25 protein-coding genes and 1 pseudogene are annotated in these 22,983 nt (G+C 64.3%); 11 read left to right on the top strand and 15 right to left on the bottom strand.

Annotated features, from left to right (window positions below; genetic code table 11):
* The first annotated feature begins 302 nt into the window (after positions 1–302).
* The 3 genes from cueR to BME24068_RS34295 all read left to right on the top strand — a co-directional run bounded on the left by cueR (position 303) and on the right by BME24068_RS34295 (position 1,552).
* Positions 303–707 carry a Cu(I)-responsive transcriptional regulator gene (gene cueR, locus BME24068_RS34305; RefSeq protein ID WP_096509051.1) on the top strand — a complete coding sequence of 135 codons (405 nt, stop codon included), beginning with the start codon at positions 303–305 and terminating at the stop codon, positions 705–707.
* A gap of 215 nt (positions 708–922) precedes the next feature.
* On the top strand, positions 923–1,069 hold the full coding sequence (locus BME24068_RS34300; RefSeq protein ID WP_006478295.1) for a DUF3563 family protein: 147 nt from the start codon (positions 923–925) through the stop codon (positions 1,067–1,069).
* Between the two features lie 114 nt (positions 1,070–1,183).
* Positions 1,184–1,552, top strand: coding sequence for a hypothetical protein (locus BME24068_RS34295; RefSeq protein WP_174928749.1), 369 nt, complete (start codon positions 1,184–1,186; stop codon positions 1,550–1,552).
* Between the two features lie 15 nt (positions 1,553–1,567).
* Here BME24068_RS34295 and BME24068_RS34290 read toward each other — a convergent pair whose 3' ends face one another.
* On the bottom strand, positions 1,568–2,413 hold the full coding sequence (locus BME24068_RS34290; RefSeq protein WP_174928747.1) for a 23S rRNA (adenine(2030)-N(6))-methyltransferase RlmJ: 846 nt from the start codon (positions 2,411–2,413) through the stop codon (positions 1,568–1,570).
* 112 nt (positions 2,414–2,525) lie between these two features.
* Positions 2,526–3,497 (bottom strand): potassium channel beta subunit family protein, encoded by a 972-nt coding sequence (locus tag BME24068_RS34285; protein WP_174928746.1) that lies wholly within the window; start codon positions 3,495–3,497, stop codon positions 2,526–2,528.
* Between the two features lie 161 nt (positions 3,498–3,658).
* On the opposite strand from BME24068_RS34285, the gene BME24068_RS34280 reads away from it, so the two are divergent.
* Positions 3,659–4,447 (top strand): 3-hydroxybutyrate dehydrogenase, encoded by a 789-nt coding sequence (locus BME24068_RS34280; protein ID WP_115531452.1) that lies wholly within the window; start codon positions 3,659–3,661, stop codon positions 4,445–4,447.
* 100 nt (positions 4,448–4,547) lie between these two features.
* Here the strand turns inward: BME24068_RS34280 and BME24068_RS34275 are convergent, their stop codons facing one another.
* Positions 4,548–5,747 carry an amino acid aminotransferase gene (locus BME24068_RS34275; protein ID WP_174928745.1) on the bottom strand — a complete coding sequence of 400 codons (1,200 nt, stop codon included), beginning with the start codon at positions 5,745–5,747 and terminating at the stop codon, positions 4,548–4,550.
* Positions 5,748–5,996: 249 nt separating this feature from the next.
* On the opposite strand from BME24068_RS34275, the gene uvrB reads away from it, so the two are divergent.
* The 5 genes from uvrB to BME24068_RS34250 all read left to right on the top strand — a co-directional run bounded on the left by uvrB (position 5,997) and on the right by BME24068_RS34250 (position 11,541).
* Positions 5,997–8,087, top strand: a complete 2,091-nt coding sequence (uvrB, locus tag BME24068_RS34270) for an excinuclease ABC subunit UvrB (RefSeq protein WP_096508974.1) — start codon at positions 5,997–5,999, stop codon at positions 8,085–8,087.
* Positions 8,088–8,306: 219 nt separating this feature from the next.
* Positions 8,307–8,858 carry an iron transporter gene (locus BME24068_RS34265; protein WP_096508973.1) on the top strand — a complete coding sequence of 184 codons (552 nt, stop codon included), beginning with the start codon at positions 8,307–8,309 and terminating at the stop codon, positions 8,856–8,858.
* A gap of 55 nt (positions 8,859–8,913) precedes the next feature.
* A complete protein-coding gene (locus tag BME24068_RS34260; RefSeq protein ID WP_174928744.1) occupies positions 8,914–9,246 on the top strand; it encodes a cupredoxin domain-containing protein in 333 nt (110 codons plus the stop codon).
* A gap of 58 nt (positions 9,247–9,304) precedes the next feature.
* On the top strand, positions 9,305–10,147 hold the full coding sequence (locus BME24068_RS34255) for an FTR1 family iron permease (RefSeq protein ID WP_174928743.1): 843 nt from the start codon (positions 9,305–9,307) through the stop codon (positions 10,145–10,147).
* Positions 10,144–11,541, top strand: coding sequence for a 4Fe-4S binding protein (locus BME24068_RS34250; RefSeq protein ID WP_096508970.1), 1,398 nt, complete (start codon positions 10,144–10,146; stop codon positions 11,539–11,541). The genes BME24068_RS34255 and BME24068_RS34250 overlap by 4 nt, the downstream gene beginning before the upstream one ends.
* A 322-nt stretch (positions 11,542–11,863) precedes the next feature.
* On the opposite strand, the gene hemP is transcribed toward BME24068_RS34250, so the two are convergent.
* The 3 genes from hemP to BME24068_RS34235 all read right to left on the bottom strand — a co-directional run bounded on the left by hemP (position 11,864) and on the right by BME24068_RS34235 (position 13,701).
* A complete protein-coding gene (hemP, locus tag BME24068_RS34245; protein WP_096508968.1) occupies positions 11,864–12,109 on the bottom strand; it encodes a hemin uptake protein HemP in 246 nt (81 codons plus the stop codon).
* 138 nt (positions 12,110–12,247) lie between these two features.
* Positions 12,248–12,730, bottom strand: coding sequence for an SRPBCC family protein (locus tag BME24068_RS34240; RefSeq protein ID WP_174928742.1), 483 nt, complete (start codon positions 12,728–12,730; stop codon positions 12,248–12,250).
* Between the two features lie 98 nt (positions 12,731–12,828).
* A complete protein-coding gene (locus BME24068_RS34235) occupies positions 12,829–13,701 on the bottom strand; it encodes a pirin family protein (RefSeq protein WP_096508966.1) in 873 nt (290 codons plus the stop codon).
* Between the two features lie 122 nt (positions 13,702–13,823).
* Between BME24068_RS34235 and BME24068_RS34230 the strand changes: the two genes are divergently transcribed.
* Entirely contained in the window at positions 13,824–14,801 is a 978-nt protein-coding gene (locus BME24068_RS34230) for a LysR family transcriptional regulator (protein ID WP_096508965.1), read from the top strand.
* A gap of 411 nt (positions 14,802–15,212) precedes the next feature.
* Here the strand turns inward: BME24068_RS34230 and BME24068_RS34225 are convergent, their stop codons facing one another.
* The 9 genes from BME24068_RS34225 to BME24068_RS34185 all read right to left on the bottom strand — a co-directional run bounded on the left by BME24068_RS34225 (position 15,213) and on the right by BME24068_RS34185 (position 22,500).
* Positions 15,213–15,641: an ExbD/TolR family protein gene (locus tag BME24068_RS34225; RefSeq protein WP_174928741.1), complete on the bottom strand. Its 429-nt coding sequence runs from the start codon at positions 15,639–15,641 to the stop codon at positions 15,213–15,215.
* A gap of 13 nt (positions 15,642–15,654) precedes the next feature.
* Positions 15,655–16,386 carry a MotA/TolQ/ExbB proton channel family protein gene (locus BME24068_RS34220; RefSeq protein WP_096508963.1) on the bottom strand — a complete coding sequence of 244 codons (732 nt, stop codon included), beginning with the start codon at positions 16,384–16,386 and terminating at the stop codon, positions 15,655–15,657.
* Positions 16,387–16,422: 36 nt separating this feature from the next.
* The gene (locus BME24068_RS34215) at positions 16,423–17,151 is read right to left on the bottom strand and encodes an energy transducer TonB (protein ID WP_174928740.1); all 729 of its coding nucleotides are present in this window, start codon (positions 17,149–17,151) and stop codon (positions 16,423–16,425) included.
* Between the two features lie 217 nt (positions 17,152–17,368).
* Entirely contained in the window at positions 17,369–17,605 is a 237-nt protein-coding gene (locus BME24068_RS34210; protein WP_096508961.1) for a (2Fe-2S)-binding protein, read from the bottom strand.
* 150 nt (positions 17,606–17,755) lie between these two features.
* Positions 17,756–18,619, bottom strand: coding sequence for a glutamate racemase (gene murI / locus BME24068_RS34205; RefSeq protein WP_420887515.1), 864 nt, complete (start codon positions 18,617–18,619; stop codon positions 17,756–17,758).
* 28 nt (positions 18,620–18,647) lie between these two features.
* Complete coding sequence (gene bfr / locus BME24068_RS34200) at positions 18,648–19,124, bottom strand: bacterioferritin (protein ID WP_096508960.1); 477 nt, start codon at positions 19,122–19,124, stop codon at positions 18,648–18,650.
* A gap of 194 nt (positions 19,125–19,318) precedes the next feature.
* The gene (locus tag BME24068_RS34195; protein WP_174928739.1) at positions 19,319–20,842 is read right to left on the bottom strand and encodes a fumarate hydratase; all 1,524 of its coding nucleotides are present in this window, start codon (positions 20,840–20,842) and stop codon (positions 19,319–19,321) included.
* 44 nt (positions 20,843–20,886) lie between these two features.
* Positions 20,887–21,468 carry a TIGR00645 family protein gene (locus BME24068_RS34190; protein ID WP_096508958.1) on the bottom strand — a complete coding sequence of 194 codons (582 nt, stop codon included), beginning with the start codon at positions 21,466–21,468 and terminating at the stop codon, positions 20,887–20,889.
* 114 nt (positions 21,469–21,582) lie between these two features.
* Positions 21,583–22,500: a DMT family transporter gene (locus tag BME24068_RS34185; RefSeq protein ID WP_174928738.1), complete on the bottom strand. Its 918-nt coding sequence runs from the start codon at positions 22,498–22,500 to the stop codon at positions 21,583–21,585.
* A gap of 332 nt (positions 22,501–22,832) precedes the next feature.
* On the opposite strand from BME24068_RS34185, the pseudogene BME24068_RS34180 reads away from it, so the two are divergent.
* Positions 22,833–22,983 (top strand): annotated as a pseudogene (locus BME24068_RS34180) (AMP-binding protein); the annotation flags it as partial.

Here is a 22,983-nt window from a genome sequence, read left to right as displayed (position 1 = left end):
GAAACGACTCTACGCCGATGATAGTGCGGATACCCGTGTGAAAGTAGGTAATCGTCAGGCTCCCTAAGCCGAGAACCTCCGCCCAAAAGGCGGGGGTTTTTGCATTTGCGCGACGGAAATGCGTGCGGGCAGTGTGGAGATGGGCAAGCCGCTTCGCAGACATGCCGACCTAAGGTTGATCTCGCCAACCAATACCCATCCCGGAACGAAACGACGCGATTTGATACGATCGAAGTGTCGTCGCCGGCACGTCCGTGCCGGCATTCGCGTTCGAAGCTGGGCTTGATGGAGAGGGCGGGGGAATGAATATCGGTGACGCGTCACGCGAATCCGGCGTCAGTGCAAAAATGATCCGGTACTACGAACAAGTCGGCCTGCTGGCGCCGAGCAAGCGTAGCGACGCCGGATATCGGATCTACGGTCCGGACGAAGTTCATATTCTGCGCTTCATCCGTCAGGCACGACGGCTCGGCTTCCTCGTCGAGGATATCCGCAAGCTGCTGATGCTCTGGCAAGACCGCTCGCGCGCGAGCGCCGAAGTAAAGTCGATCGCCCTCGAACACGTGGCCGAACTCGACAAGCGCATCGCGGAGTTGAGCGACATGCGCAACACGCTGGCCGATCTGGCCGCGCACTGCCATGGTGACGGACGCCCGGAATGCCCGATTTTGGCGCGTTTGGCGGATCCGGTCGGTGAACCAGATTAGTGCATGTCCTCGAGGCCAAAATGGGCCCTGAGGTAATTTCCATGGAAATCAACGGGTTGGCGGCGATGCTTCAAGGTTCATTCCAAACGGGAATGGCTTCCATGCAAGTATTTCACTAGCATCTTGGTGCAGCATCGCTATAATTCGGGATAACCCTATACGGGAAATCCCTGAATCTCGATTCGCCAGGGGTCCCCCCTTCCTTGGAGAACGTCATGATCGCCTACATCGTTGAAAAGCTGAGCAACTGGTTCGAATCCGCAGAACGTGAGCGCCGTGAGGCTTACCTCGCCACGTCGTCGGACATCGTCCAGCTCGAGAGCCGTATCCGTTCGCTCGAAACCAACGGCTACTCGCTGTAATCGGAGTCACCGTCAGGTGCCGTGTGGCACCGAACGAAAAGCAAGCCCCGTATTGACGGGGCTTTGTTTTTTTGTGCGCCGGATCTGGTGAAATCGGTGATGCAGCGCTATGGTATGGGCCTGCTTTTGAACCGGAAGAATACGACCATGCGCTTGCGTCTCGATGTGCGTTCCGTTCTTCGCACGCGCCTCGTTCTGGGCGTTGCGGTGCTCGTCCACTGTGTCGCGGCGGGCGCCGCGACCGCATCCAGGCCGCTGATTCTCGACACGCAACATGGCATTCAGGACGGCAAGGGCGGCCTGGTGTTGCAAACCGCACCGCTGTCGTCCGAGCCGATCGTCGAACCGGCGAGTATCCGAACGCCGGCCGGGCAGACGTCGAATTCGTCGGTTCCGCTGTTTGTCGCGCCGTATATCAATGTCCCCGGCTGGGGCACGTCACCGGCCAATCAGCCACGGCCTATGCCGCGACCGCAGCCGTAACGGCGGCTGGCCCGCTCAGTTTCCGCGGTGCTCGATCTGGCACCGCGCGCCGCTATCCTGCCCGAGTCGTTCCACGAGGTAGGGTAGCGCTTCGTTCATGCTCTGCGCGAGGGTGTAGGGCGGATTCAGGATGAACATTCCGCTGCCGTAGAGGCCCAGTCCGTCCGCAGGCGGGTTCGATACCGTCAACGTCAGGTGCAGCCAGTTGTTCGGCTGCAGACGCTTCAGTTGTTCCGGAAAACGCTGTGACTCGACCCGCGCAACTTGCGGATACCAGATCGCGTAGCAACCCGTCGCGAACCGCTTCAGGCATTCCGTGACGCACGTGATGGTTCGCGCGTAGTCCTTTTTATTCTCGTAGGACGGATCAATCAGAACGAGCGCGCGGCGCGGTGCCGGCGGCAGCAATGCCTTGATACCCTCGAAGCCGTCGCCGGCGAAGATCATCGCGCGTCGCCCCGCATCGCGAAAGTTGTGACGCAGCACGTCGATTTCCGTCGTGTGCATTTCGAACAGGCGCATCCGGTCCTGCTCGCGCATCGATCGCCATGCGAGATACGGGGAGCCCGGATAGAACTGCAACTCGCCGTCGTCGTTCAGCGCGCGCACTTCGTCGATGTAGTCGCCCAGCGCTTCAGGCAGGTTCTTGTCGTTCCACAGCGGGCCGATGCCGGTATCGAATTCCGCGGTCTTCGCCGCGTAGCCGTCGCGCAGCGAGTACACGCCGGCGCCCGCGTGCGTATCGATGTACCAGTACGACTTGTCCTTCTTGTTCAGGTAGCGCAGCAGCTGGACGACGACGGCGTGCTTGAGCACGTCCGCGTGATTGCCTGCGTGAAAACCGTGACGATAACTGAGCATGGCTGGCTGCCTGGAACGAAAAGATGAATCGATGAAAACGGACGATCACGCGCGGCTGACGAGCCGGGCGCCGATGCGGCCGCGTATTGTACGCGAGTGGCCGTGAGTCGCCTTACTCGTATGCGTCGCCGACTACCGCCTCGATGCGTTGCCTGACCTCCGGTGTCAACTTCGCGACGACGTCGAGCGCGCGCATGTTGTCGCCGATCTGTTCGAGCCGCGACGCGCCCGTAATCACCGAGCTCACGCGCGGATTCGCGAGCACCCATGCGATTGCGAGCTGGCCGGTGCTGCAGCCGAGTTCGGCCGCGATCTGCCCGAGCCGCTCGACGACATCGTTACTGGCCGGATCCGTCAGCCGGTCGCGGAGCCAGTCGTAACCGTGCAGTTGCGCGCGGCTGTCGGGCGGCACTCCGTTGCGGTATTTGCCGGTGAGCAACCCCGATGCCAGCGGGCTCCAGGTCGTAAGACCCATACCGTAGTCGTCGTAGAGCCGCGCATATTCCTGTTCGACCCGGGTACGGTGGAACAGGTTGTACTGCGGCTGTTCGACGACCGGCTTGTGCAGATGGTGCCGCTCGGCGATTTCGTACGCGGCGCGGATCTCGTCGGCGCTCCATTCGGACGTGCCCCAGTACAGCGCCTTGCCGCGTACGATCATGTCGCTCATCGCCCAGACGGTTTCCTCGATCGGCGTGTTCGGATCCGGGCGATGGCAATAGACGAGGTCGACGTAGTCGAGCTGCAGCCGATGCAGCGAGCCGTCGATGGCGTTCAGCAGATATTTCCGGTTGAGCGTGTGGTACTGGTTCGGCGCTTCCGCGAGGCCCCAGAAGAACTTCGTCGATACCAGGTAGCTGATACGCGGCCAGCCGAGCGACTTCAGGGCCTGGCCCATGATTTCCTCCGACTTTCCGCCCGCGTAGACCTCCGCGTTGTCGAAAAAATTGACACCCGCATCGCGGGCCGCCGCGAGGCATTCGCGGGCGACCCGCTGGTCGACCTGATTGCCGTACGTGACCCACGAACCGAGCGAAAGCGCGCTGACCTGCAGGCCGGAGCGGCCTAGTCGTCGATAGTGCATGTGAATCTCCCTCGACCCGAAACCGACCTTAAGCTTAGACGTTTTGCGCGCGAACGGCGGGGCCGATCGTGCACAATAGCGGCTGGCCCGCGTGCACGCCCGTGCGACGAAAGCGGACGCACGAGCGCGCTTTTTGGATCCGATAACGGAAGGAGACGGACATGGCAGCAGATCTGAATGGCAAGACCGCAGTCGTCACGGGCGCCGCGAGCGGCATCGGCAAGGAAATCGCACTCGAACTCGCGAAAGCGGGCGCGGCCGTCGCGATCGCCGACCTGAACCAGGACGGCGCAAACGCGGTTGCCGACGAGATCAACAAGGCAGGCGGCAAGGCAATCGGCGTCGCGATGGACGTGACCAACGAGGACGCGGTCAACAGCGGCATCGACAAGGTGGCCGAGGCGTTCGGCTCGGTCGACATCCTCGTGTCGAACGCGGGCATCCAGATCGTCAACCCGATCGAGAACTACTCGTTCGCCGACTGGAAGAAGATGCAGGCGATCCACGTCGACGGCGCGTTCCTGACGACCAAGGCCGCGCTCAAGCACATGTACAAGGACGATCGCGGCGGCGTCGTGATCTATATGGGCTCGGTGCACTCGCACGAAGCGTCGCCGCTGAAGTCGGCGTACGTGACGGCCAAGCACGGCCTGCTCGGTCTGGCACGCGTGCTGGCGAAGGAAGGCGCGAAGCACAACGTGCGCTCGCACGTGGTGTGTCCGGGCTTCGTGCGCACGCCGCTGGTCGACAAGCAGATTCCGGAGCAGGCGAAGGAGCTCGGGATCAGCGAAGAGGACGTGATCAAGAAGGTGATGCTGGGCAACACGGTCGACGGCGTGTTCACGACGGTGCAGGACGTCGCGCAGACGGTGCTGTTCCTGTCGGCGTTCCCGAGCGCCGCGCTCACCGGCCAGTCGTTCGTCGTCAGCCACGGCTGGTTCATGCAGTAACGCATGCCGGCAAGCCGGCCGGCATAAAAAAACGCGCTGGGAGCGCGTTTTTCATTTCGGCAGGGCGGCCTGGTGACGGCGGCCGCCTCTCGATGCCGATTTACTTCAGCACAGCTGCGACGGCATTGGCGACTGCGTCGAGGTTGCGCGTGTTCAGTGCTGCGACGCAGATGCGGCCCGTGCCGACCGCGTAGATGCCGAACTCTTCGCGCAGGCGATCGACTTGCGCCGAGGTCAGGCCCGAATACGAGAACATCCCGCGCTGTGCGTTGATGAAGCTGAAGTCGCGATCGACGCCGCTCGCCTTCAGGCGCTCGACGAGGCCGTTGCGCATCGCGCGGATACGGTCGCGCATTTCGCCGAGTTCCTGCACCCACGAAGCTTGCAGCTCCGGCGACGCCAGCACTGCTGCGACGACTGCGCCACCGTGGGTCGGCGGGTTCGAGTAGTTCGTGCGGATCACGCGTTTCAGTTGCGACAGCACGCGCGTCGCTTCTTCCTTGCTCGACGTGATGATCGACAGCGCGCCGACGCGTTCGCCGTACAGCGAGAACGACTTCGAGAACGACGACGACACGAACGCATTCAGGTCGGCCGCGGCAAACAGACGCACGGCGGCGGCGTCAGCCTCGATGTTCTCGCCGAAGCCCTGATAGGCCATGTCGAGGAACGGCACGAGGTTGCGTGCCTTCACGACGTCGACGACTTGCTGCCATTGCGCTTCGGTCAGGTCCACGCCGGTCGGGTTGTGGCAGCACGCGTGCAGCACGACGATCGTGCCGGCTGCGTAGCCGTTCAGTGCCGACAGCATGCCTTCGAAGTTCACGCCGTTGGTGGCAGCGTCGTAGTACGGGTAGGCGACGACTTCGAAGCCGGCGGCTTCGAACAGTGCGCGGTGGTTTTCCCAGCTCGGATCGCTGATCGCGACTTTCACGTTCGGGTTCACGGTGCGCAGGAAATCGGCGCCGATCTTCAGCGCGCCCGTGCCGCCCAGTGCTTGCGCCGTGACCACGCGGCCTGCGGCGATCAGCGGCGAATCGTTGCCGAGCAGCAGCTTTTGCACGGCCGCATCGTAGGCGGCGATCCCGTCGATCGGCAGGTAGCCGCGCGGCAGGCCTGCGTCGACACGTGCCTTCTCCGCTTCGCGGACGGCGCGCAGCAGCGGAATCTTGCCTTCTTCGTTCGTGTACACGCCGACGCCGAGGTTGACCTTGGTCGGACGCGCATCGGCGTTGAAAGCTTCGTTCAGGCCCAGGATCGGGTCGCGGGGAGCAAGCTGGACAGCGGAGAAGAGCGACATGATGATTCGGCAGTAGTGAAAAGAGGGTCAGGCTTTCAGCCGGCGGGGCGGGCGCAGCGGACCGCGCGCCAACGGCACGGCGCCGGAAAGCGCAGCAGCCTGATATTGTAGCGAATTCACGATGGCCGGGGCGGTGATTGCGCGGCAAATCGCGATTTCGGGCGACGGCCGTGCGTCAGGAGCCGTCAGCGGTCTGTCCTGCCGCGAAGCGCTAGAATAGTTTTTTTGCCCTCGCTCCGGCCGCACTCCATGTCCGAACATCACGCCGAAGTCGGCGACGCGCTCGACGAATCGAAATTCGTGACCTTCGAAGGGTCGCCATTCCAGCTGTATCAACCGTACCCGCCCGCAGGCGACCAGCCGACCGCGATCGAAACGCTCGTCGAAGGCGTCGGCGACGGCCTTGCATTCCAGACGCTGCTCGGCGTGACGGGTTCGGGCAAGACCTTCACGATGGCCAACACGATCGCGCGGCTCGGCCGCCCGGCGATCGTGTTCGCGCCGAACAAGACGCTCGCGGCGCAGCTCTACGCGGAATTCCGCGAGTTCTTCCCGCGCAACGCGGTCGAGTACTTCGTCTCGTACTACGACTATTACCAGCCGGAAGCGTACGTGCCGCAGCGCGACCTGTTCATCGAGAAGGATTCGTCGATCAACGAGCACATCGAGCAGATGCGGCTGTCGGCGACGAAGAGCCTGATGGAGCGCCGCGACGTGGTGATCGTCGCGACGGTGTCGGCGATCTACGGTATCGGCAACCCGTCCGAGTACCACCAGATGATCCTGACGCTGCGCACGGGCGACAAGCTCGGCCAGCGCGACGTGATCGCGCGGCTGATCGCGATGCAATATTCGCGCAACGAACAGGACTTCCAGCGCGGCACGTTCCGCGTGCGCGGCGACACGATCGACATCTTCCCGGCCGAACACGCGGAGATGGCCGTGCGCGTCGAGTTGTTCGACGACGAGGTCGAGACGCTGCAACTGTTCGACCCGCTGACCGGGCGCGTGCGCCAGAAGATTCCGCGCTTCACCGTCTATCCGTCGTCGCACTACGTGACGCCGCGCGACACCGTGATGCGCGCGGTCGAGACGATCAAGGACGAATTGCGCGAGCGCCTCGAGTTCTTCCACCGCGACGGCAAGCTCGTCGAGGCGCAGCGCCTCGAACAGCGTACGCGTTTCGACCTCGAGATGCTGCAGGAGCTCGGCTTCTGCAAGGGCATCGAGAACTATTCGCGGCATTTCTCCGGCGCCGCGCCCGGCGAGCCGCCGCCGACCCTCGTCGATTACCTGCCGCCCGACGCGCTGATGCTGCTCGACGAATCGCACGTGCTGATCGGCCAGTTGAACGGGATGTACAACGGCGACCGCGCGCGCAAGGAGAACCTCGTCAACTATGGCTTCCGGCTGCCGTCCGCGCTGGACAACCGGCCGCTCAAGTTCCCGGAGTTCGAGCGCAAGATGCGCCAGGTGGTGTTCGTCTCGGCGACGCCGGCCGACTACGAACAGCGCGTGACGGGGCAGATCGCCGAGCAGGTGGTGCGGCCGACCGGGCTCGTCGATCCGGAAATCGAAGTGCGGCCGGCGAGCTCGCAGGTCGACGACGTGCTGACCGAGATCAACGCGCGCGTGAACGTCGGCGAGCGTGTGCTGATCACGACGCTGACGAAGCGGATGGCCGAGCAGCTCACCGAGTTCCTGGCCGATCACGGCGTCAAGGTGCGCTACCTGCACAGCGACATCGACACGGTGGAGCGGGTCGAGATCATCCGCGACCTGCGGCTCGGCACGTTCGACGTGCTGGTCGGGATCAACCTGCTTCGCGAGGGGCTGGACATTCCCGAGGTGTCGCTCGTCGCGATCCTCGACGCGGACAAGGAAGGCTTCCTGCGCGCCGAGCGCTCGCTGATCCAGACGATCGGCCGGGCGGCGCGCAACGTGAACGGCAAGGCGATTCTGTATGCCGACAACATGACCGAATCGATGAAGCGCGCGATCGGAGAAACCGAGCGGCGTCGTGCGAAGCAGATCGCGCACAACGAGAAAATGGGGATCACGCCGCGCGGCGTGGTGAAGCGCATCAAGGACATCATCGACGGCGTCTACAACGCCGACGACGCGCGTGCGGAGCTGAAGGAAGCGCAGCAGCGCGCGAAATTCGAGGACATGTCGGAAAAGCAGATCGCGAAGGAAATCAAGCGCCTCGAAAAGCAGATGGCCGATTACGCGAAGAACCTGGAGTTCGAGAAGGCTGCGGCCACCCGCGACCAGCTTGCGCTGCTGCGCGAACGCGTATTTGGCGCGAACGTGGGCGACCACGTCAGCGGCGGCCGGTAAATCTTTCCAAACGTCACTGAAATATTCCGGTAACGGCGTTGTAAGCCTTGTGGGATCAGGGGTTTACGCGGGACCCCGTTTGTTCCGGAGGCCGTTCGGTGCTAAACTTCGCAAGTATTGAGAATAGTTCGCATTAACGTTATTCGTTGCGTTAGTGTTTTCAGCGCGGCGCCCGGGAGGGCGCCGCGCAGGTCGTCAGACAAATAACAAGGAGTGTCCATGTTGGGTTCTTCGTTCATCCGCACGTCGGTTGCGGTAGCGGCGGCGCTTGCCGCGATGTCGGCCTCGGCTGCCGAATATCCGATCGGCAAGCAGCAGATCCAGGGCGGCATGGAAATCGGCGCGGTGTATCTGCAGCCGATCACGATGGATCCGGAAGGGATGATGCGCAAGGCGTCGGATTCCGACGTTCACCTCGAGGCCGATATCCACGCGGTCAAGAACAACCCGACGGGTTTCGCGGAAGGCGACTGGATGCCGTACCTGCAGGTCACGTACAAGCTGACGAAGCAGGGCGACACGAAGTGGAAGGCCGAAGGCGACCTGATGGCGATGGTGGCGAGCGACGGCCCGCACTATGGCGACAACGTGAAGCTGGCCGGCCCCGGCAAGTACCACCTGACGATGACCGTCAAGCCGCCGATGCAGTCGGGCCACATGGCGTTTGGCCGCCACGTCGACAAGGAAACGGGCGTGGGCCCGTGGTTCAAGCCCATCACCCTCGAATACGACTTCCCGTTCGCCGGTATCGGCAAGAAGGGCGGGTACTGATCGGTGGCATCACGGACGGCGCGCTCAGGCGCGCCGTCGGCGTAGAGAACCCAGAATGAAATTTCCCCAGAAAATCGCCGCCGCAGCCGTCGCGCTGTGGCTCGCCGGCGCGGCGCATGCCGCCGATCTGCCGACGTTCAAGCTCGAGATGACGGACGGCAAGTTGAATCCCGCCCGCATCGAAGTGCCGGCCGGCCAACGCTTCAAGATCGAGATCAAGAATACCGGCAAGGGTGCCGCCGAATTCGAGAGCGTGCAGTTGCGCAAGGAGAAGGTGCTTGCGCCGGGCGCCGATTCGTTCGTGGTCGTCGCCCCGCTGTCGCCGGGCGAATACAAGTTTTTCGACGATTTCCACCAGCAGGCACAGGGCGTGATCGTCGCGAAGTAACGCGTTTTATCTGCGTGCGGGCGCACGAGTGCCTTGCCCCGCGCGTCAGGAGGATTCAATGGGTCAGATCTTGTTCATCGTCTGGCGGGAGAGCGTCGAAGCGCTGCTCGTCGTCGGCATTCTCTACGCATGGCTGAAGAACGGCGACGACGATGCGCGTCGCGGCCTGCCGTATCTGTGGACCGGTGTCGCGGTCGGCTTGCTGATGGCCGTCGGCCTCGGCGCCGCGCTCGTCGGCTTTACCGAAGTGCTGTCCGGCGACGCGCAGGACTATTTCCAGACCGCGATGGTGTTGATCGCGTGCGTGCTGATCGTGCAGATGGTGCTGTGGATGCGCCGGCACGGCCGCACGCTCAAGCGCGACATGGAACACTCGCTGCAGCAGAGCACGCGCGATTCGAACTGGTGGGGCGTCGGGGTGCTGGTCGCACTCGCGATTGCCCGCGAAGGCAGCGAAACGGTGATCTTCCTGTACGGCCTCGGATTCGGCCAGTCGGGGCACGTGGACGGCAGCCAGATGCTCGCGGTCGTGATCGGTCTGGGCCTCGCGTTCCTCACGTTCTATTTGCTGCAGCTCGGCGGCAAGTACTTCTCGTGGCGGCATTTCTTCCGCGTGACCGAAATCATGCTGTTGTTCCTGGGCGCGGGCCTGTTCCAGACGGGCGTCGACAAGCTGATCGACAAGGAAATCCTGCCGCTCGGCATTTCGCAGGTGTGGGACACGTCCGGGATCCTTGACGATTCGAGCACGTTCGGCTCGCTCGTCGCCACGCTGACGGGCTACCGCGCACATCCGGCGCTGACCAACCTGGTCGCGTATGCGGTGTACTGGGCGGTCGTGTGGCTGCTGATGAAGCGCGCGAGCCGCCGTCCGGCCGTTACCGCGGGCCGCACGGCATGAGTGTTGTCGCCGCAGCCAAGCCGGGCTGGCTCGCGCAGGCCGGCCAGTGGATGCAGCGCCACGGCGCGGTGATCCGCGGCATCCAGTGGGTCGTCGTCGGCGTCTACGCGTTCCTGATCATCGTGCCGGCGGTGTTGCCGCTGCCGGACGATTCCGCGCACCTGTGGAGCAATCTCACGCTGATTGCGCAGTTCGTGTTCTGGGGCATCTGGTGGCCGTTCGTGCTGCTGTCGATGGTGATGCTCGGCCGCGTCTGGTGCGGCGTGCTGTGCCCGGAAGGCGCACTGACCGAATATGCGAGCAAGTTCGGCCGCGGCGGCGCGATTCCGCGCTGGATGCGGTGGGGCGGCTGGCCGTTCGTCGCGTTCGGGCTCACGACGATCTACGGACAGATGGTCAGCGTGTACCAGTACCCGCTCGCGGTACTGTTCGTGCTCGGCGGCTCGACCGTCGGCGCGATCGTGATCGGCTTGCTGTACGGCCGCGAGAAGCGCGTGTGGTGCAAGTACCTGTGCCCGGTCAACGGCGTGTTCGGGCTGCTGTCGCGGCTCGCGCCGATGCGCTACAAGGTCGACGAGGAGGCGTGGCGCCGCTCGTACAAGAACGGCGAACATGGCCATCGCGTGATTCCGATCAACTGCGCGCCGCTCGTGCCGTTGCGCAGCATGAAGGGCGCGGCGTCGTGCCATATGTGCGGCCGCTGCAGCGGGCATCGCGATGCAATCTCGCTGTCGTTGCGCTCGCCGTCCGACGAAGTCGTGAACCTCGGCGCGCAGCAGGCGAATCCGTGGGACACGGCACTGATCCTGTACGGCCTGCTCGGCGTCGCGATCGGCGCGTTCCACTGGACCGTCAGCCCGTGGTTCGTGCAGATCAAGCAATGGCTCGCGGGCTGGCTGATCGATCACGACATCACGTGGCCGCTCGAGACCAATGCGCCGTGGTTCCTGCTCACGCATTACCCGGATCGCAACGATGTGTTTTCGTGGCTCGACGGCGGCCTGATCGTCAGCTACATCGTCGGGACGGGGCTCGTGTACGGCACGGCACTGCTCGTGCTGCTGGCCGGCGCGACGCTGATGCTCGGCCGCTTCGATCGCGTGCGTCTCCATCATCTCGCACAGGCGCTGATCCCGATCGCCGGCGCGGGCGTGTTCCTCGGACTGTCGGCGACGACGCTGTCGCTGCTGCGGGCCGAGCACGTGCCGCTCGGCTGGGCGACGGACGTGCGCATCGCGATTCTGGTCGGTGCCAATGCATGGAGCGCCTGGCTCGCATGGAAGGTGACGGGACGCTATGCGGCGTGGCCGCGCCGGCTGGCTGCATTCGCATGTTTCGCGGCCGGCCTCGCCGTCGTCGACAGTGCGTGGTGGCTGATGTTCTGGGGTTTCTGACGCAGCATCGACGGCCTCGCGGCCGTTGCGCTTCGCAACCGGTGGACGAGGTTCCGTTACCGGCCCCGAAGCGCTCGAACCGCAGGGTGGACGGGCCGGATACTTGTTCTTTCCGCGTCCGGCCGCCCAAACAAAAAAGCGACACGTCCTTCGACGTGTCGCTTTTTTTCTTCCTTGTGCGAGAACCAAAAAAAGTGGCTTGGCTTGCTGCAACGGCTGCTTGAGTGTGTTTGCACGAAGGGGTCTAGATCTCGCGTGCAAGCCGTTACGCTGGCTACTGCCCAACACCTCTCAGGGAGGTGGTCCCCACAATACTCTGTCGTTACTTCGTCAGGATCAGCTTGCCGAGCCGCGTGGCGCGCAGCTGATAAGTTTCTCCGTTGTGCGCGATGCTGATGTGGCTGTGGCCTTGCAGCAGCGCATCGCTGCTGACGACCCGTGTGCCTGCATCGCGGCTTGCAGCCGGCTTTGCCGGCGTCGTGACCGCTGCCGTCTTTTGACGGTTGCCGCCTGCGGTGCCGGTCGGGCGGCGCAAGGTCAGCGTGGTCGGGCGCGTGGTGTCGGTCATTCGGTTGATCGGTGACTGTCGATACGATGGAATGAATTCTAAATGATAACTATTCCCATTTACAAAAACTCTTTATCGATCGAAACGGTCAATCTGATAGCCTGAGTCAAAAGGGCGGCCCGTGGACCGCCCGGCCCGTCAGTGCAGCGGATCCGGGTCCTTGCGGCCCTGCGCGTATTCACGGATCAGGCGCACCGTGTCGATGTCCGACGTGCGATACGCTTCCTTGACGATGCCGTGCGTCTGGCGCGCTTCCTCGCTGTCGTCCGTGACGGTCAGCGTCGTGCGGTATTCGAAGCGCAGGAACAGCTCATGGTCGTCGCGTTCCTCGATCGTCATCGTCAGCGAGCCGCCGATTTCGCCGCCCGCTGCGTGGATGTCGTAGCGCACTTGCTGGTTCGGCGTGAGCGTCACGCGATCGCGCACGGTCGCATGGCCGTAATGCAGTTCGCGTTCGAGCGTCGTGTCCGTTCGTTCGTGGACGACACAGCTGTCGAGGCCGATCACGAACAGCTGCGGCTGTTCGGCGCGCAGCACGAGACCTTCCCAGAGCTGCGTGCGGGTAAGGGACGGCACGGCCGGATCGTCGGAGTTGATCTGGATCAGATGTTCGAAGTTCAAGGGGACGGGTTCCTTCTGGTGGCGGACGGCCACATGGTTCAAGGAGTCATTGTGACGCAAAACGCGCCATTTCGCGGCACCCGCGTCCCGATCGGGCGTTACGCCTCGATGCGTCCCATGCGGCCGGTCTGGTAGTCGACGACGGCTTGCCGGATCTCTTCCTCGGTATTCATCACGAACGGCCCGTAGCGGACGATCGGCTCGTTGAGCGGCACGCCGCCGATCAGCAGCAGGTCGAGCGGCGTATCGCCGGCTTCGAATGTCACTGCGTCGCCGTCATCGCCGTAGACCACCATGTGCCGTGCGTCGACAAGCTGCCTATCGGGCCCGTAACGGCCTGCTCCATCGAGCGGATAGGCGAACACGCGATAGCCCGCCGGCACCGGCTGGGAGACCGATGCGCCCGGTTGCAGCGTGAAATGCTGGTAGAGGATCGGTGTGCGCGTTTCGATCGCCGCGCGTACGCCGAATGCCTCGCCGGCGATCACGCGGACGTGCGCACGACCGTCCGGCGACGTCGCGCTCGGGATGCGGTCGGCCGCAATCTCCTGGTAGCGCGGCGCGATCAGCTTGTCACGGCGCGGCAGGTTGACCCACAGCTGGAAGCCGTGCGAGCGTCCGCCTGCCTGCGCGAACGCCGGGTCCGGCATCTCGCTGTGCACGACGCCGGCACCGGCGGTCATCCATTGCACGTCGCCGGGCCCGAGCGCGCCGGCATGGCCGGCCGAGTCGCGATGGCGAAAGTGCCCGTCGAGCACGTACGTCACGGTCTCGAAGCCGCGATGCGGATGGTCGGGTGCGCCCTTGGCTTCGCCGGGCGCATAGTCGACGGGACCCATTTCATCGAGCAGCAGGAACGGATCGAAATCCATCAGCAGCCGGGTCGGAAACGGGCGGTGAACCACGAAGCCGCCGCCTTCGGTCGTGCGAAGTGCGGGGTACGTGCGGTCAAGCGAGCGAGCGGTCGTCATGCAGAAGCCCTCGATATCATCGGAATAGCGTTATTTTTGAAACATAGCGCTATTATATTGGGCGTTTTACCGTCCGATTTGCGGCGGTTCGCAATGGATTGTTCTGAAATTGGAACGATGACATGAACATCGATGCACACAACCTGAACGACCTCATGTACTTTTCGCAGGTCGTCGAGCATGGCGGTTTCTCGGCGGCCGAGCGCGTGCTGGGTATCTCGAAATCGCGCCTGTCTCGGCGCCTGACCGAACTCGAGGCGGCGCTCGGCGTGCGCCTGCTGCAGCGCTCGACGCGCAAGCTCGCGCTGACCGAGGCGGGGGAACTGTTCTACCAGCACTGCCAGGCGATGCTCGCCGAAGCCCAGGCCGCGATGAACGCCGTGCAGCAACTGCGCGCGTCGCCGCGCGGTTCGGTGCGCGTCAGCGTGCCCGTCACGCTGTCGCAGACGATGCTGTCGCGCCTCCTCCCTGAATTCCTGCACCGCTATCCCGAAGTGAAGGTGCACATCCGTGTGACGAATCGCGTGATCGACCTGTTCGAGGATTCGATCGACGTCGCGTTGCGCGTGCGCTCGGAGCCGCCGCAGAACGCAAACATCGTCGTGCGGCCGCTGTGGCGTACCGAGCAGATGCTGGTCGGCGCGCCGAGCCTGCTGAACCAGAACGCGCCGCCGCTGGTGCCGGACGATCTGGCGCACTTCGAGACGCTCGATACGCCGAGCGTCGACGGGCGGCATGTGTTCAACCTGATCGCACCGGACGGTACGCGTCATTTGCACGAGCACGATCCGCGCCTCGTGACGGCCGACCTGATGACGATCCGCGAAGCGGTGCTCGACGGGCTCGGCATCGCGGCGCTGCCCGAGATGATGTACGGCAACGCGCTGCGCGCGGGCCAGCTGTCGCCGGTGATGCCGGGCTGGACGCTGCCGGTGCCGCAGCTCTACGCCGTGTTCGTCTCGCGGCAGGGGATGCCGCCGGCCGTGCGTGCGTTCGTCGACTATCTGGTCGAGAAGCTCGACCATGGCGAATACAAGCAGCCGGGGTGCCCCGAGCGCGCGAAGAAGGAAGCGGCGGCAGCCGATGCTTCGTCCACCTGAATGGAAGATGCGCGTCATGGCAAATTTGTTTTGTCATTGAAGCGCCGCCTGCAATCGCAAGTTTCAATCGGCGGGGCCTTGAATGCGCGAGCGCGCGGGCCTATATTGAAATCCCATTTCGTGAAGGAAGTTCTGAGCGGAATCAGGTGGCCGCATATATTGCGAGCCAGATAGGGCAGAACGCGCAGTCCGTGCAGACCACGGTAGCCGCATTTGCGTTGCTCGAGGCGCAACCGATACCGCCGAAGAGCCCGCCGCCCGAAGGCGCCCGCGTGCGCATGAAAAAAGGCCTTCATCTGGCGATGAAGGCCTTTTACTTTGTGTGCGGCCGGCTAGGTGCGGCCGGCTAGGTGTGGCGCGACGAGGCGCGGCCGGCAAGCTGCTACCGGCCACGCGCGCAATGCGCGTGCGTTACTTCGTCTTCGCGGCCGGCTCCGTCACGAAGCCGAGTTTCGTCAGGCCGCCGGCCTGCGCATCCGACATCACTTCGGCGACGCGCTCATATGCAACCTTGCGGTCGGCACGCAGGTGCAACTCCGGTTGAGGCTGATGCTGTGCCGCTTCCGCGATGTGCGCCTGCAGTTGTTCGCGCGTGACCGTCTCGTTGTTCCACAGGAGCGTGCCATTGCCTTCGATCGCGACGTCGACCGTTTGCGGCTTCTCGTCGACGGGTTGACTGCTTGCATGCGGCAGGTCGATTTTCACCGCGTGCTGCATCGCCGGGATCGTCACGAGGAAAATGATCAGGAGTACGAGCATGACGTCGACGAGCGGCGTCATGTTGATCTCGCTCATCACGCCATCGTCGTCATCGTCGCTGAAACCGGTGTTCATTGCCATGGTTCACCCCGTCTCAGCTGGCGCGCGTCGCGAGACGCAGGCCGTCGCGGGTCGACGACGACGCGAGGCTCGCGCCCGTCACGAAGTACGCGTGCAGGCCGTGTGCGAAGCGGCGCAGCTTGCTGACGACACCCTTGTTCGCGCGGGTCAGCGCGTTGTAGCCGAGCACCGCGGGAATCGCGACGAACAGGCCGAAGGCCGTCATGATCAGCGATTCGCCGACCGGGCCGGCGACCTGGTCGATCGACGTCTGGCCGGTTGCGCCGATCGCGAGCAGCGCGTGATAGATACCCCAGACCGTGCCGAACAGGCCGACGAACGGTGCTGTGCTGCCGATCGACGCGAGAATCGCGAGGCCGGCCTGCATGCGCGAGATGCCTTCGTCCATCGTGTCCTTCAGGCAGCGCGTGACCCAGTCCGACACGTCCATGCGGTCGTGCAGGTGCGGTTGCGTCTGATGGTGGTGATCGGCGGCTTCCTTGCCCGACAGCGCGAGCGCGAGGAACGGGTTCTCGCTCGGCGTCGATGCGGTAAGGCCGAGCTTCTTGACGCCGTCGTCGAAATTGTCCGAATGCCAGAAGGCCTGCTCGGCATTCTTCGTGAGACGGTTCAAGCGAACCACGTTCCAGCCCTTGACGACGATCACGATCCACGACAGGACCGACATCACGAGCAGCGTGATCGCGATGGCGCGCGTGACGAAATCACCTTGCGCCCAGACGTGCGCGATACCGTAGCTTTGCATTTTCTTGTTTCCTTTGAATCTACCGAATATGACGGGTTAGTCGTCGAGCGTGAAGTTGAAGGGCAGCGTGTGGGCGGCGCGGATCGCCTGGCCGTTCTCGATGTACGGCGGACAGGTGCTGGCGCGCGTTGCCTCGAGCGCGGCTTCGTCGAGACGCGGGTAGCCGCTGCTCTTCTGCAACTGGACGCTTTCTATCTTGCCCGTCACGCCGATAATGAAGTGAACATAGGCGGTGCCCGTTTCGCCGCGTCGCTTCGACATCGACGGATAGGCGGGTTTCACGAAATTGCAGGTGAGCGCCGAGACGTTCTTCGGCGCGCTGACCTGCATCGTCTCGCGCGCCGGGCCGGGCGCTGCAGCCGGCGCAGCAGGCGCCGGTGCGGCGGGGGCCGGTGTCGGATCGACGGCTGCCGGCGCGGGTGTCGGCGACGGTGCCTGCGCGACCGGCTGAGGTGTCGGGATGGCTTTCCGCACCGGCCTGGGCTCGACCTTCGGCTTTACGCGAGGCGTGGGCTTGGGCGGCGTAGGTTGCTGTGCAGCCGACTGGACCGCGACCGGCTGGGCAGCCGGCGCCGGCGGAATGAGCTGCGCGGTGATCGACTGTACCGCGACTTCCTTCGGCGGCGGTGCGTTGCGATGGAGCCATGCGGCCGTCAGCATGATCGCGTGTGCGGCCAGCACACCGACCGCGACAGCGATGACCCGGGGATTCATACGTGGAGCAGCCGGCAAGACGCCGGCGGGAGCGGATTGTGAAGCCTGCATGTTAGCTTGAAAGAACGACGCCGCACCCGGGGGGCGACGGGTGAATCGGCATCACTTGCGGAAGATCAGCAGCGAGATGCAAACGGTGGTCACAAATCCGATCAGCAATTCCATAACAGGCTCCTTGGCAGGTAAGCCGCTGGCTCGCGCGGATGGTGGCTTGCTGACGGTCGAAACAAACAGTGCGGCCGGGCCGCATACGTACGCCCCGCGCCGCTCAGGCGGCCTTGCGGTCGTAGAACGTCACCGGGATCGGGTGAGCGTGATGCTCGACACCGCACCGGCTCGCGCAGACACCTTGCTCGGCCATGAGGTCGCGTACGGACTCCTCGCACTTGCCGCAGCACATGGCCACGCCAAGCTCGAACTGGAGTTCATCGAAAGAGTTGACGCCCTCGGCGAGGGACGCGCGAATCTTGCGATCGGAAACAGACTTGCACACGCAGACGATCATGATGAGTTGCGATAGCTAACGTTAATGCGAATTATTATCATTAAATTTGCGGGCGTTGACAAGCCTGAGGCGGGCTTTTTTTAAGGTCATCGGACCCTTGAAACGAAAGGTGCGGCGGGAGCGGGCGTACCGGCGGCGTGCCGGCCCGCGTCAGGCGGTTGCGCAGGCGCGCGCGTTCGGCGAGGAAATGGTGACGGATTCGACCGGCGCATCGAGGCCGAGGAGCGTCGACGCGAGCGCGCGCAACTGCAGGCCGTCGCTGGTCGAGCAGAAGCGTGGCGGCGCGGCGTGCGTGCCGGCCGGCGCGCGCAGGCCGCGTTCGTCGAGCACGCGCGTGAGCTGGCGGGCGATGGCGTCGCTCGTGTCGACGAGCGTCAGGCGGTCGCCAACAAGGTCACGGATCGTTTCGGTGAAGAACGGGTAGTGCGTGCAACCGAGTACCAGCGTATCGGCGCCGTCGTCGAGCATCGGCTGCAGGTAACGCGCGAGCAGCGCGCGCAACGCGGGCGAGTCGGTGTCGCCGCGTTCGATCGCTTCGACGAGCCCGTGGCCGGGTTGGCAGATGAAGCGGCGGCCGGCGCCGTAGCGGTCGAGCAGCGCCTGGAAGCGCGGGCTGTTCAGTGTCGATTGGGTCGCGAGGACGCCCGCGACGCCGGTCGACGACAGCGCGGCGGCCGGCTTGATGCCCGGCTCGACACCGACGAGCGGTATCGACAGGCGTTCGCGGATGGCCGCGATCGCTCGCGCCGTTGCGGTGTTGCATGCGATGACGAGCGCCTTCGCGCCTTCGCGGGCGAGCCACTCGCCGATCGCCAGCGTGCGTTCCGTAATGAACGCCTCGTCGCGCGGCCCATACGGCGCATGCTGCGAATCGGCAACGTAGATGAACGATTCGCCGGGCAGGTGCGCGCGCACGGCGCGCAGCACCGACAGGCCGCCGAGCCCAGAATCGAAGATACCGACGGGGGCAGCGGGGCGGACCCCGGAAGCGGCTGGCTGGTTCGTCATCGTCATGCGGGCGGCGCGGTGGCGATCGTTGCGCTTACTCGGACGCGCCCATCATCGTTTGCTGGTAGTTCTGCAGGCCGACCTTGCCGATCAGGTCGATCTGCGTTTCCAGCCAGTCGATGTGCTCTTCGGTGTCGTCGAGGATCTTCTCGAAGATCTCGCGCGACACGTAGTCACGCACCGATTCGCAGTAGGCGATGGCTTCCTTGCAGGTGGACTGCGAAATCTGCTCGAGCTTCAGGTCGCACTTCAGGATCTCTTCGGTTTCCTCGCCGATGAGCAGCTTGTGCAGGTCCTGCAGGTTCGGCAGGCCGTCGAGCATGAACACGCGCTCGATCAGCCAGTCGGCGTGTTTCATTTCGCCGATCGATTCGTCGTATTCGTGCTTGCCGAGCTTCTCGAGGCCCCAGTGCTTGTACATGCGCGCATGCAGGAAGTACTGGTTGATCGCCGTGAGTTCGTTCTTCAGTTGGGCGTTCAGATATTCGATGACTTTCTTGTCGCCTTGCATGGCTGTTCCTTGTTCAGTGGGGGCTTCAGAAACCGAACGATAATCGCTCGAACGAGAAAAGCCAAGCCTCAAAGCCTTGTCGGGCCTGCCTTTTGCGTGTAATGAGAATCAGCCTTGAATATCCGGCCGGGCGCAATAATGAGAATGAGAAGTAAAAAGGCCGGACTTCCGTCCGGCCTTTCGTTCGATCGCGCTTAAGCGGTTGCGACCGGGATCTTGCCGATCTTTGCCTGCCACTCCTTCGGGCCGGTTTGATGCACCGACGTGCCCGACGAATCGACGGCCACCGTCACCGGCATGTCCTGCACGTCGAACTCGTAGATGGCTTCCATGCCGAGGTCTTCGAATGCGAGCACCTTCGAGCCGCGGATCGCCTTCGACACGAGGTACGCCGCGCCGCCGACCGCCATCAGGTATGCAGCCTTGTGCTTCTTGATCGCGTCGATCGCGACCGGGCCGCGTTCCGCCTTGCCGACCATCGAGATCAGGCCCGTCTGGGCGAGCATCGTCTCGGTGAACTTGTCCATCCGCGTCGCCGTCGTCGGGCCTGCCGGGCCGACCACTTCGTCACGCACCGGGTCGACCGGGCCGACGTAGTAGATCACGCGGTTGGTGAAGTCGACCGGCAGCTTCTCGCCCTTCGCGAGCATGTCGGCGATGCGCTTGTGCGCGGCATCGCGGCCCGTGAGCATCTTGCCCGACAGCAGCAGCGTCTGGCCGGGAGCCCAGCTCGCGACTTCTTCCGGCGTCAGCGTGTTCAGGTCGACGCGCTTGCTCGTTTCCGTGTTCGGTTCCCACTGGACCTTCGGCCATGCGTCGAGCGACGGTGCCTCGAGCTTCGCGGGGCCCGAGCCGTCGAGCACGAAGTGCGCGTGGCGCGTCGCCGCGCAGTTCGGGATCAGCGCGACCGGCTTCGACGCCGCGTGCGTCGGGGTCGCCATGATCTTCACGTCGAGCACGGTTGCGAGGCCGCCGAGGCCCTGCGCGCCGATACCCAGCGCGTTGACTTTCTCGTGCAGCTCGACGCGCAGTTCCTCGACCCAGTCCTTCGGGCCGCGCGCGATGATTTCCTGGATGTCGATCGGCTCCATCAGCGATTCCTTCGCCATCAGCATCGCCTTTTCAGCGGTGCCGCCGATGCCGATCCCGAGCATGCCGGGCGGGCACCAGCCCGCGCCCATCGTCGGGACCGTCTTCAGCACCCAGTCGACGATCGAGTCGGACGGGTTGAGCATCACGAACTTCGACTTGTTCTCCGAGCCGCCGCCCTTCGCCGCGACCTGCACGTCGACCTTGTCGCCCGGCACGATCTCGTAGTGGATCACGGCCGGCGTGTTGTCCTTCGTGTTCTTGCGGGCGCCTTCCGGCGGATTGACGATCGATGCGCGCAGCACGTTGTCCGGGTGCGTGTAACCGCGGCGCACGCCTTCGTTGATCATGTCGGTGAGGCCCATCGTCGCGCCGTCCCAGCGCACGTCCATGCCGACCTTCACGAAGATCGTCACGATGCCGGTGTCCTGGCAGATCGGGCGGCGGCCTTCCGCGCACATGCGGCTGTTCGTGAGGATCTGCGCGATCGCGTCCTTCGCGGCCGGGCTCTCTTCCAGCTCGTACGCGCGGCCGAGTGCCTGGATGTAGTCGAGCGGATGGTAGTAGCTGATGTACTGCAGCGAATCCGCGATGCTCTGGATCAGGTCTTCCTGTTTGATGACGGTCATGGCTGAGACTCTGTGGGGACTTGTGGGGAATGCGTTGCGGCGGTTCAGGCCGCAGGTCGGGACGCCGCTGGCGCATGCGTCTCGTGGAAATGGGCCGGGTGCGTGTGCGTCGTCAGGCGGTCGACCCACGCCATCACGAGTGCCGACACGAGGAACGACACGTGGATGATCACCTGCCACATGATCGCGTGCGTCGTGTGCTGGTCCGGGTTGATGAAGGTCTTCAGCAGATGGATCGACGAGATGCTGATGAGCGCCATCGACAGCTTGACCTTCAGCACGCCTGCGTTCACATGGTCGAGCCACTCGGGCTCGTCGGGGTGGCCGTCGATGCCGAGACGCGACACGAACGTTTCGTAGCCGCCGACGATCACCATGATCAGCAGGTTCGAGATCATTACGACGTCGATCAAGCCGAGCACCGCGAGCATCACGCTGACTTCGTCGAGGCTGCTCGCGTGCGACAGCAGGTGCCAGACTTCTTTCAGGAACAGGAATACGTAGATGGCTTGCGCGACGATCAGGCCCAGATAAAGCGGAACCTGGAGCCAGCGGCTCATGAAGATCAGCGCGGGCAGCGGGCGCAGCGGACGACGGGCGGGGCCGGGCAAATGCGGGGCAGACATGATTGAGGTGCGGGCGCGGTGCGCAGGTATCGGGGGGTAATCTCGAAAAGGCGCGCTATTGTAACGCGTCGGCCGGCGCGACTGCAGCGACGCGCCGGTACTTCCGGGGACGGATCAGGCTGCTGCTGCCGGCACGCGCTTGCCGCGCAGGCTGGCGAGGCCGATGCCGGCGACGACGCACGCGAGCGCGATGCCGTGTGCGAGCGTCGGGCGCTCGCCGAGGAACGCGATGCCATAGGCGGCTGCCGCGATCGGCAACACCGCGCTGAACACGCCGGCGAGACTGCCCGGCACGTGGCGGATCCCCTTCATCCACAGCCAGAACGAGAAGATGCTGGCCGACAGCCCGTACCAGACCACCAGCGCCCAGGTGCCGGCCGGCACGCTCGCGTAATCGAAATGCCACAGCGCCGTCGCGCCGAGCGGCAGCATCAGCAGCAGGCCGAACAGGTGCGTGTATGCACAGATGTCGATCGGCGCGAGCGTCTGCGTGAGACGGCGCGACAGGATCACGTAGATCGATTCGCAGCATACGGCGCCGAGGATCAGCAGGTTGCCGGTCAGCGAGCCGGACGATGCGCCGCCGGCGCCGTGCGCGGACGCGCTGCCCGCGCTACCGTTGGCGAGGTTGATCGTCACGACGCCCGCGATCGCGAGTGCGATCGACACGAGCGCGCGGCAGTTCGGCTTTTCGCGCAGGATCAGCCACGCGAACAGCGCGACGATGGCCGGGATCGTGCTCGTGATCACGCCGGCCGCGACCGCGCTGGTGTGCTGCACGCCGTTGAGCATCAGCAGCGTGAACATGAAGGTGCCGAAGAACGCCTGCAGGAACAGGTTCAGCCATTCCGCACGCCGGACCGCCCGCATCTTCACCGGGCTGAACAGCGGCCACAGCACGGCGATCGCGATCACGAACCGCAGCGTCGCGAGGATGGCGACCGGGACGAAGACGACGATGGATTTACCGATACCGACGTTGCTGCCGACGAACAGCATCGACAGGATGAGGAAGAGGGCGTAGCGATTCAAGCTGGAATCCGGGAGGCGAGTTCAGTTAGGATTGTAGAGTCGCGGTTGTAACAGCGTAAAGCTGACCGTGCAGCGGCTGACCGTAAAGCGGCGCGGCCCGGTGTGCGAAACGGCGCGGTCGCGTAAGTGACGGGTAAGTTCAGGCGCTTATCGTGGAAACCGCCGGGCCGTACGTCCACCGTCTCGTGACGTGGTGCGGCGCAGCATCGCGCGCAGCCTTCGGGCCGCGCGCGGGTGAGTGGGAGACAGCGGCGCGCATGCGCCGGCCAAGACGCGCGGCGCGCACGATCGCGCCGCCATGCAGAGGATTCATGTTCACCAAGGGGTAGTCGATGTCTGCGATTGAATCGGTTCTTCACGAAACCCGCCAGTTTGCGCCGCCCGAGGCGCTCGAGAAGGCGGCGACCATTTCCGGCATGCCGGCCTACCAGGCGCTGGCCGCCGAAGCCGAGCGCGATTACGAAGGCTTCTGGGCGCGTCTCG

The organism is Burkholderia anthina (assembly GCF_902498995.1).
In the GTDB taxonomy this organism is placed as follows: Bacteria; Pseudomonadota; Gammaproteobacteria; order Burkholderiales; family Burkholderiaceae; genus Burkholderia; species Burkholderia anthina.
Note: the sequence above shows the minus strand (reverse complement) of the source record. Positions and strands in the feature narration are given on the sequence as shown.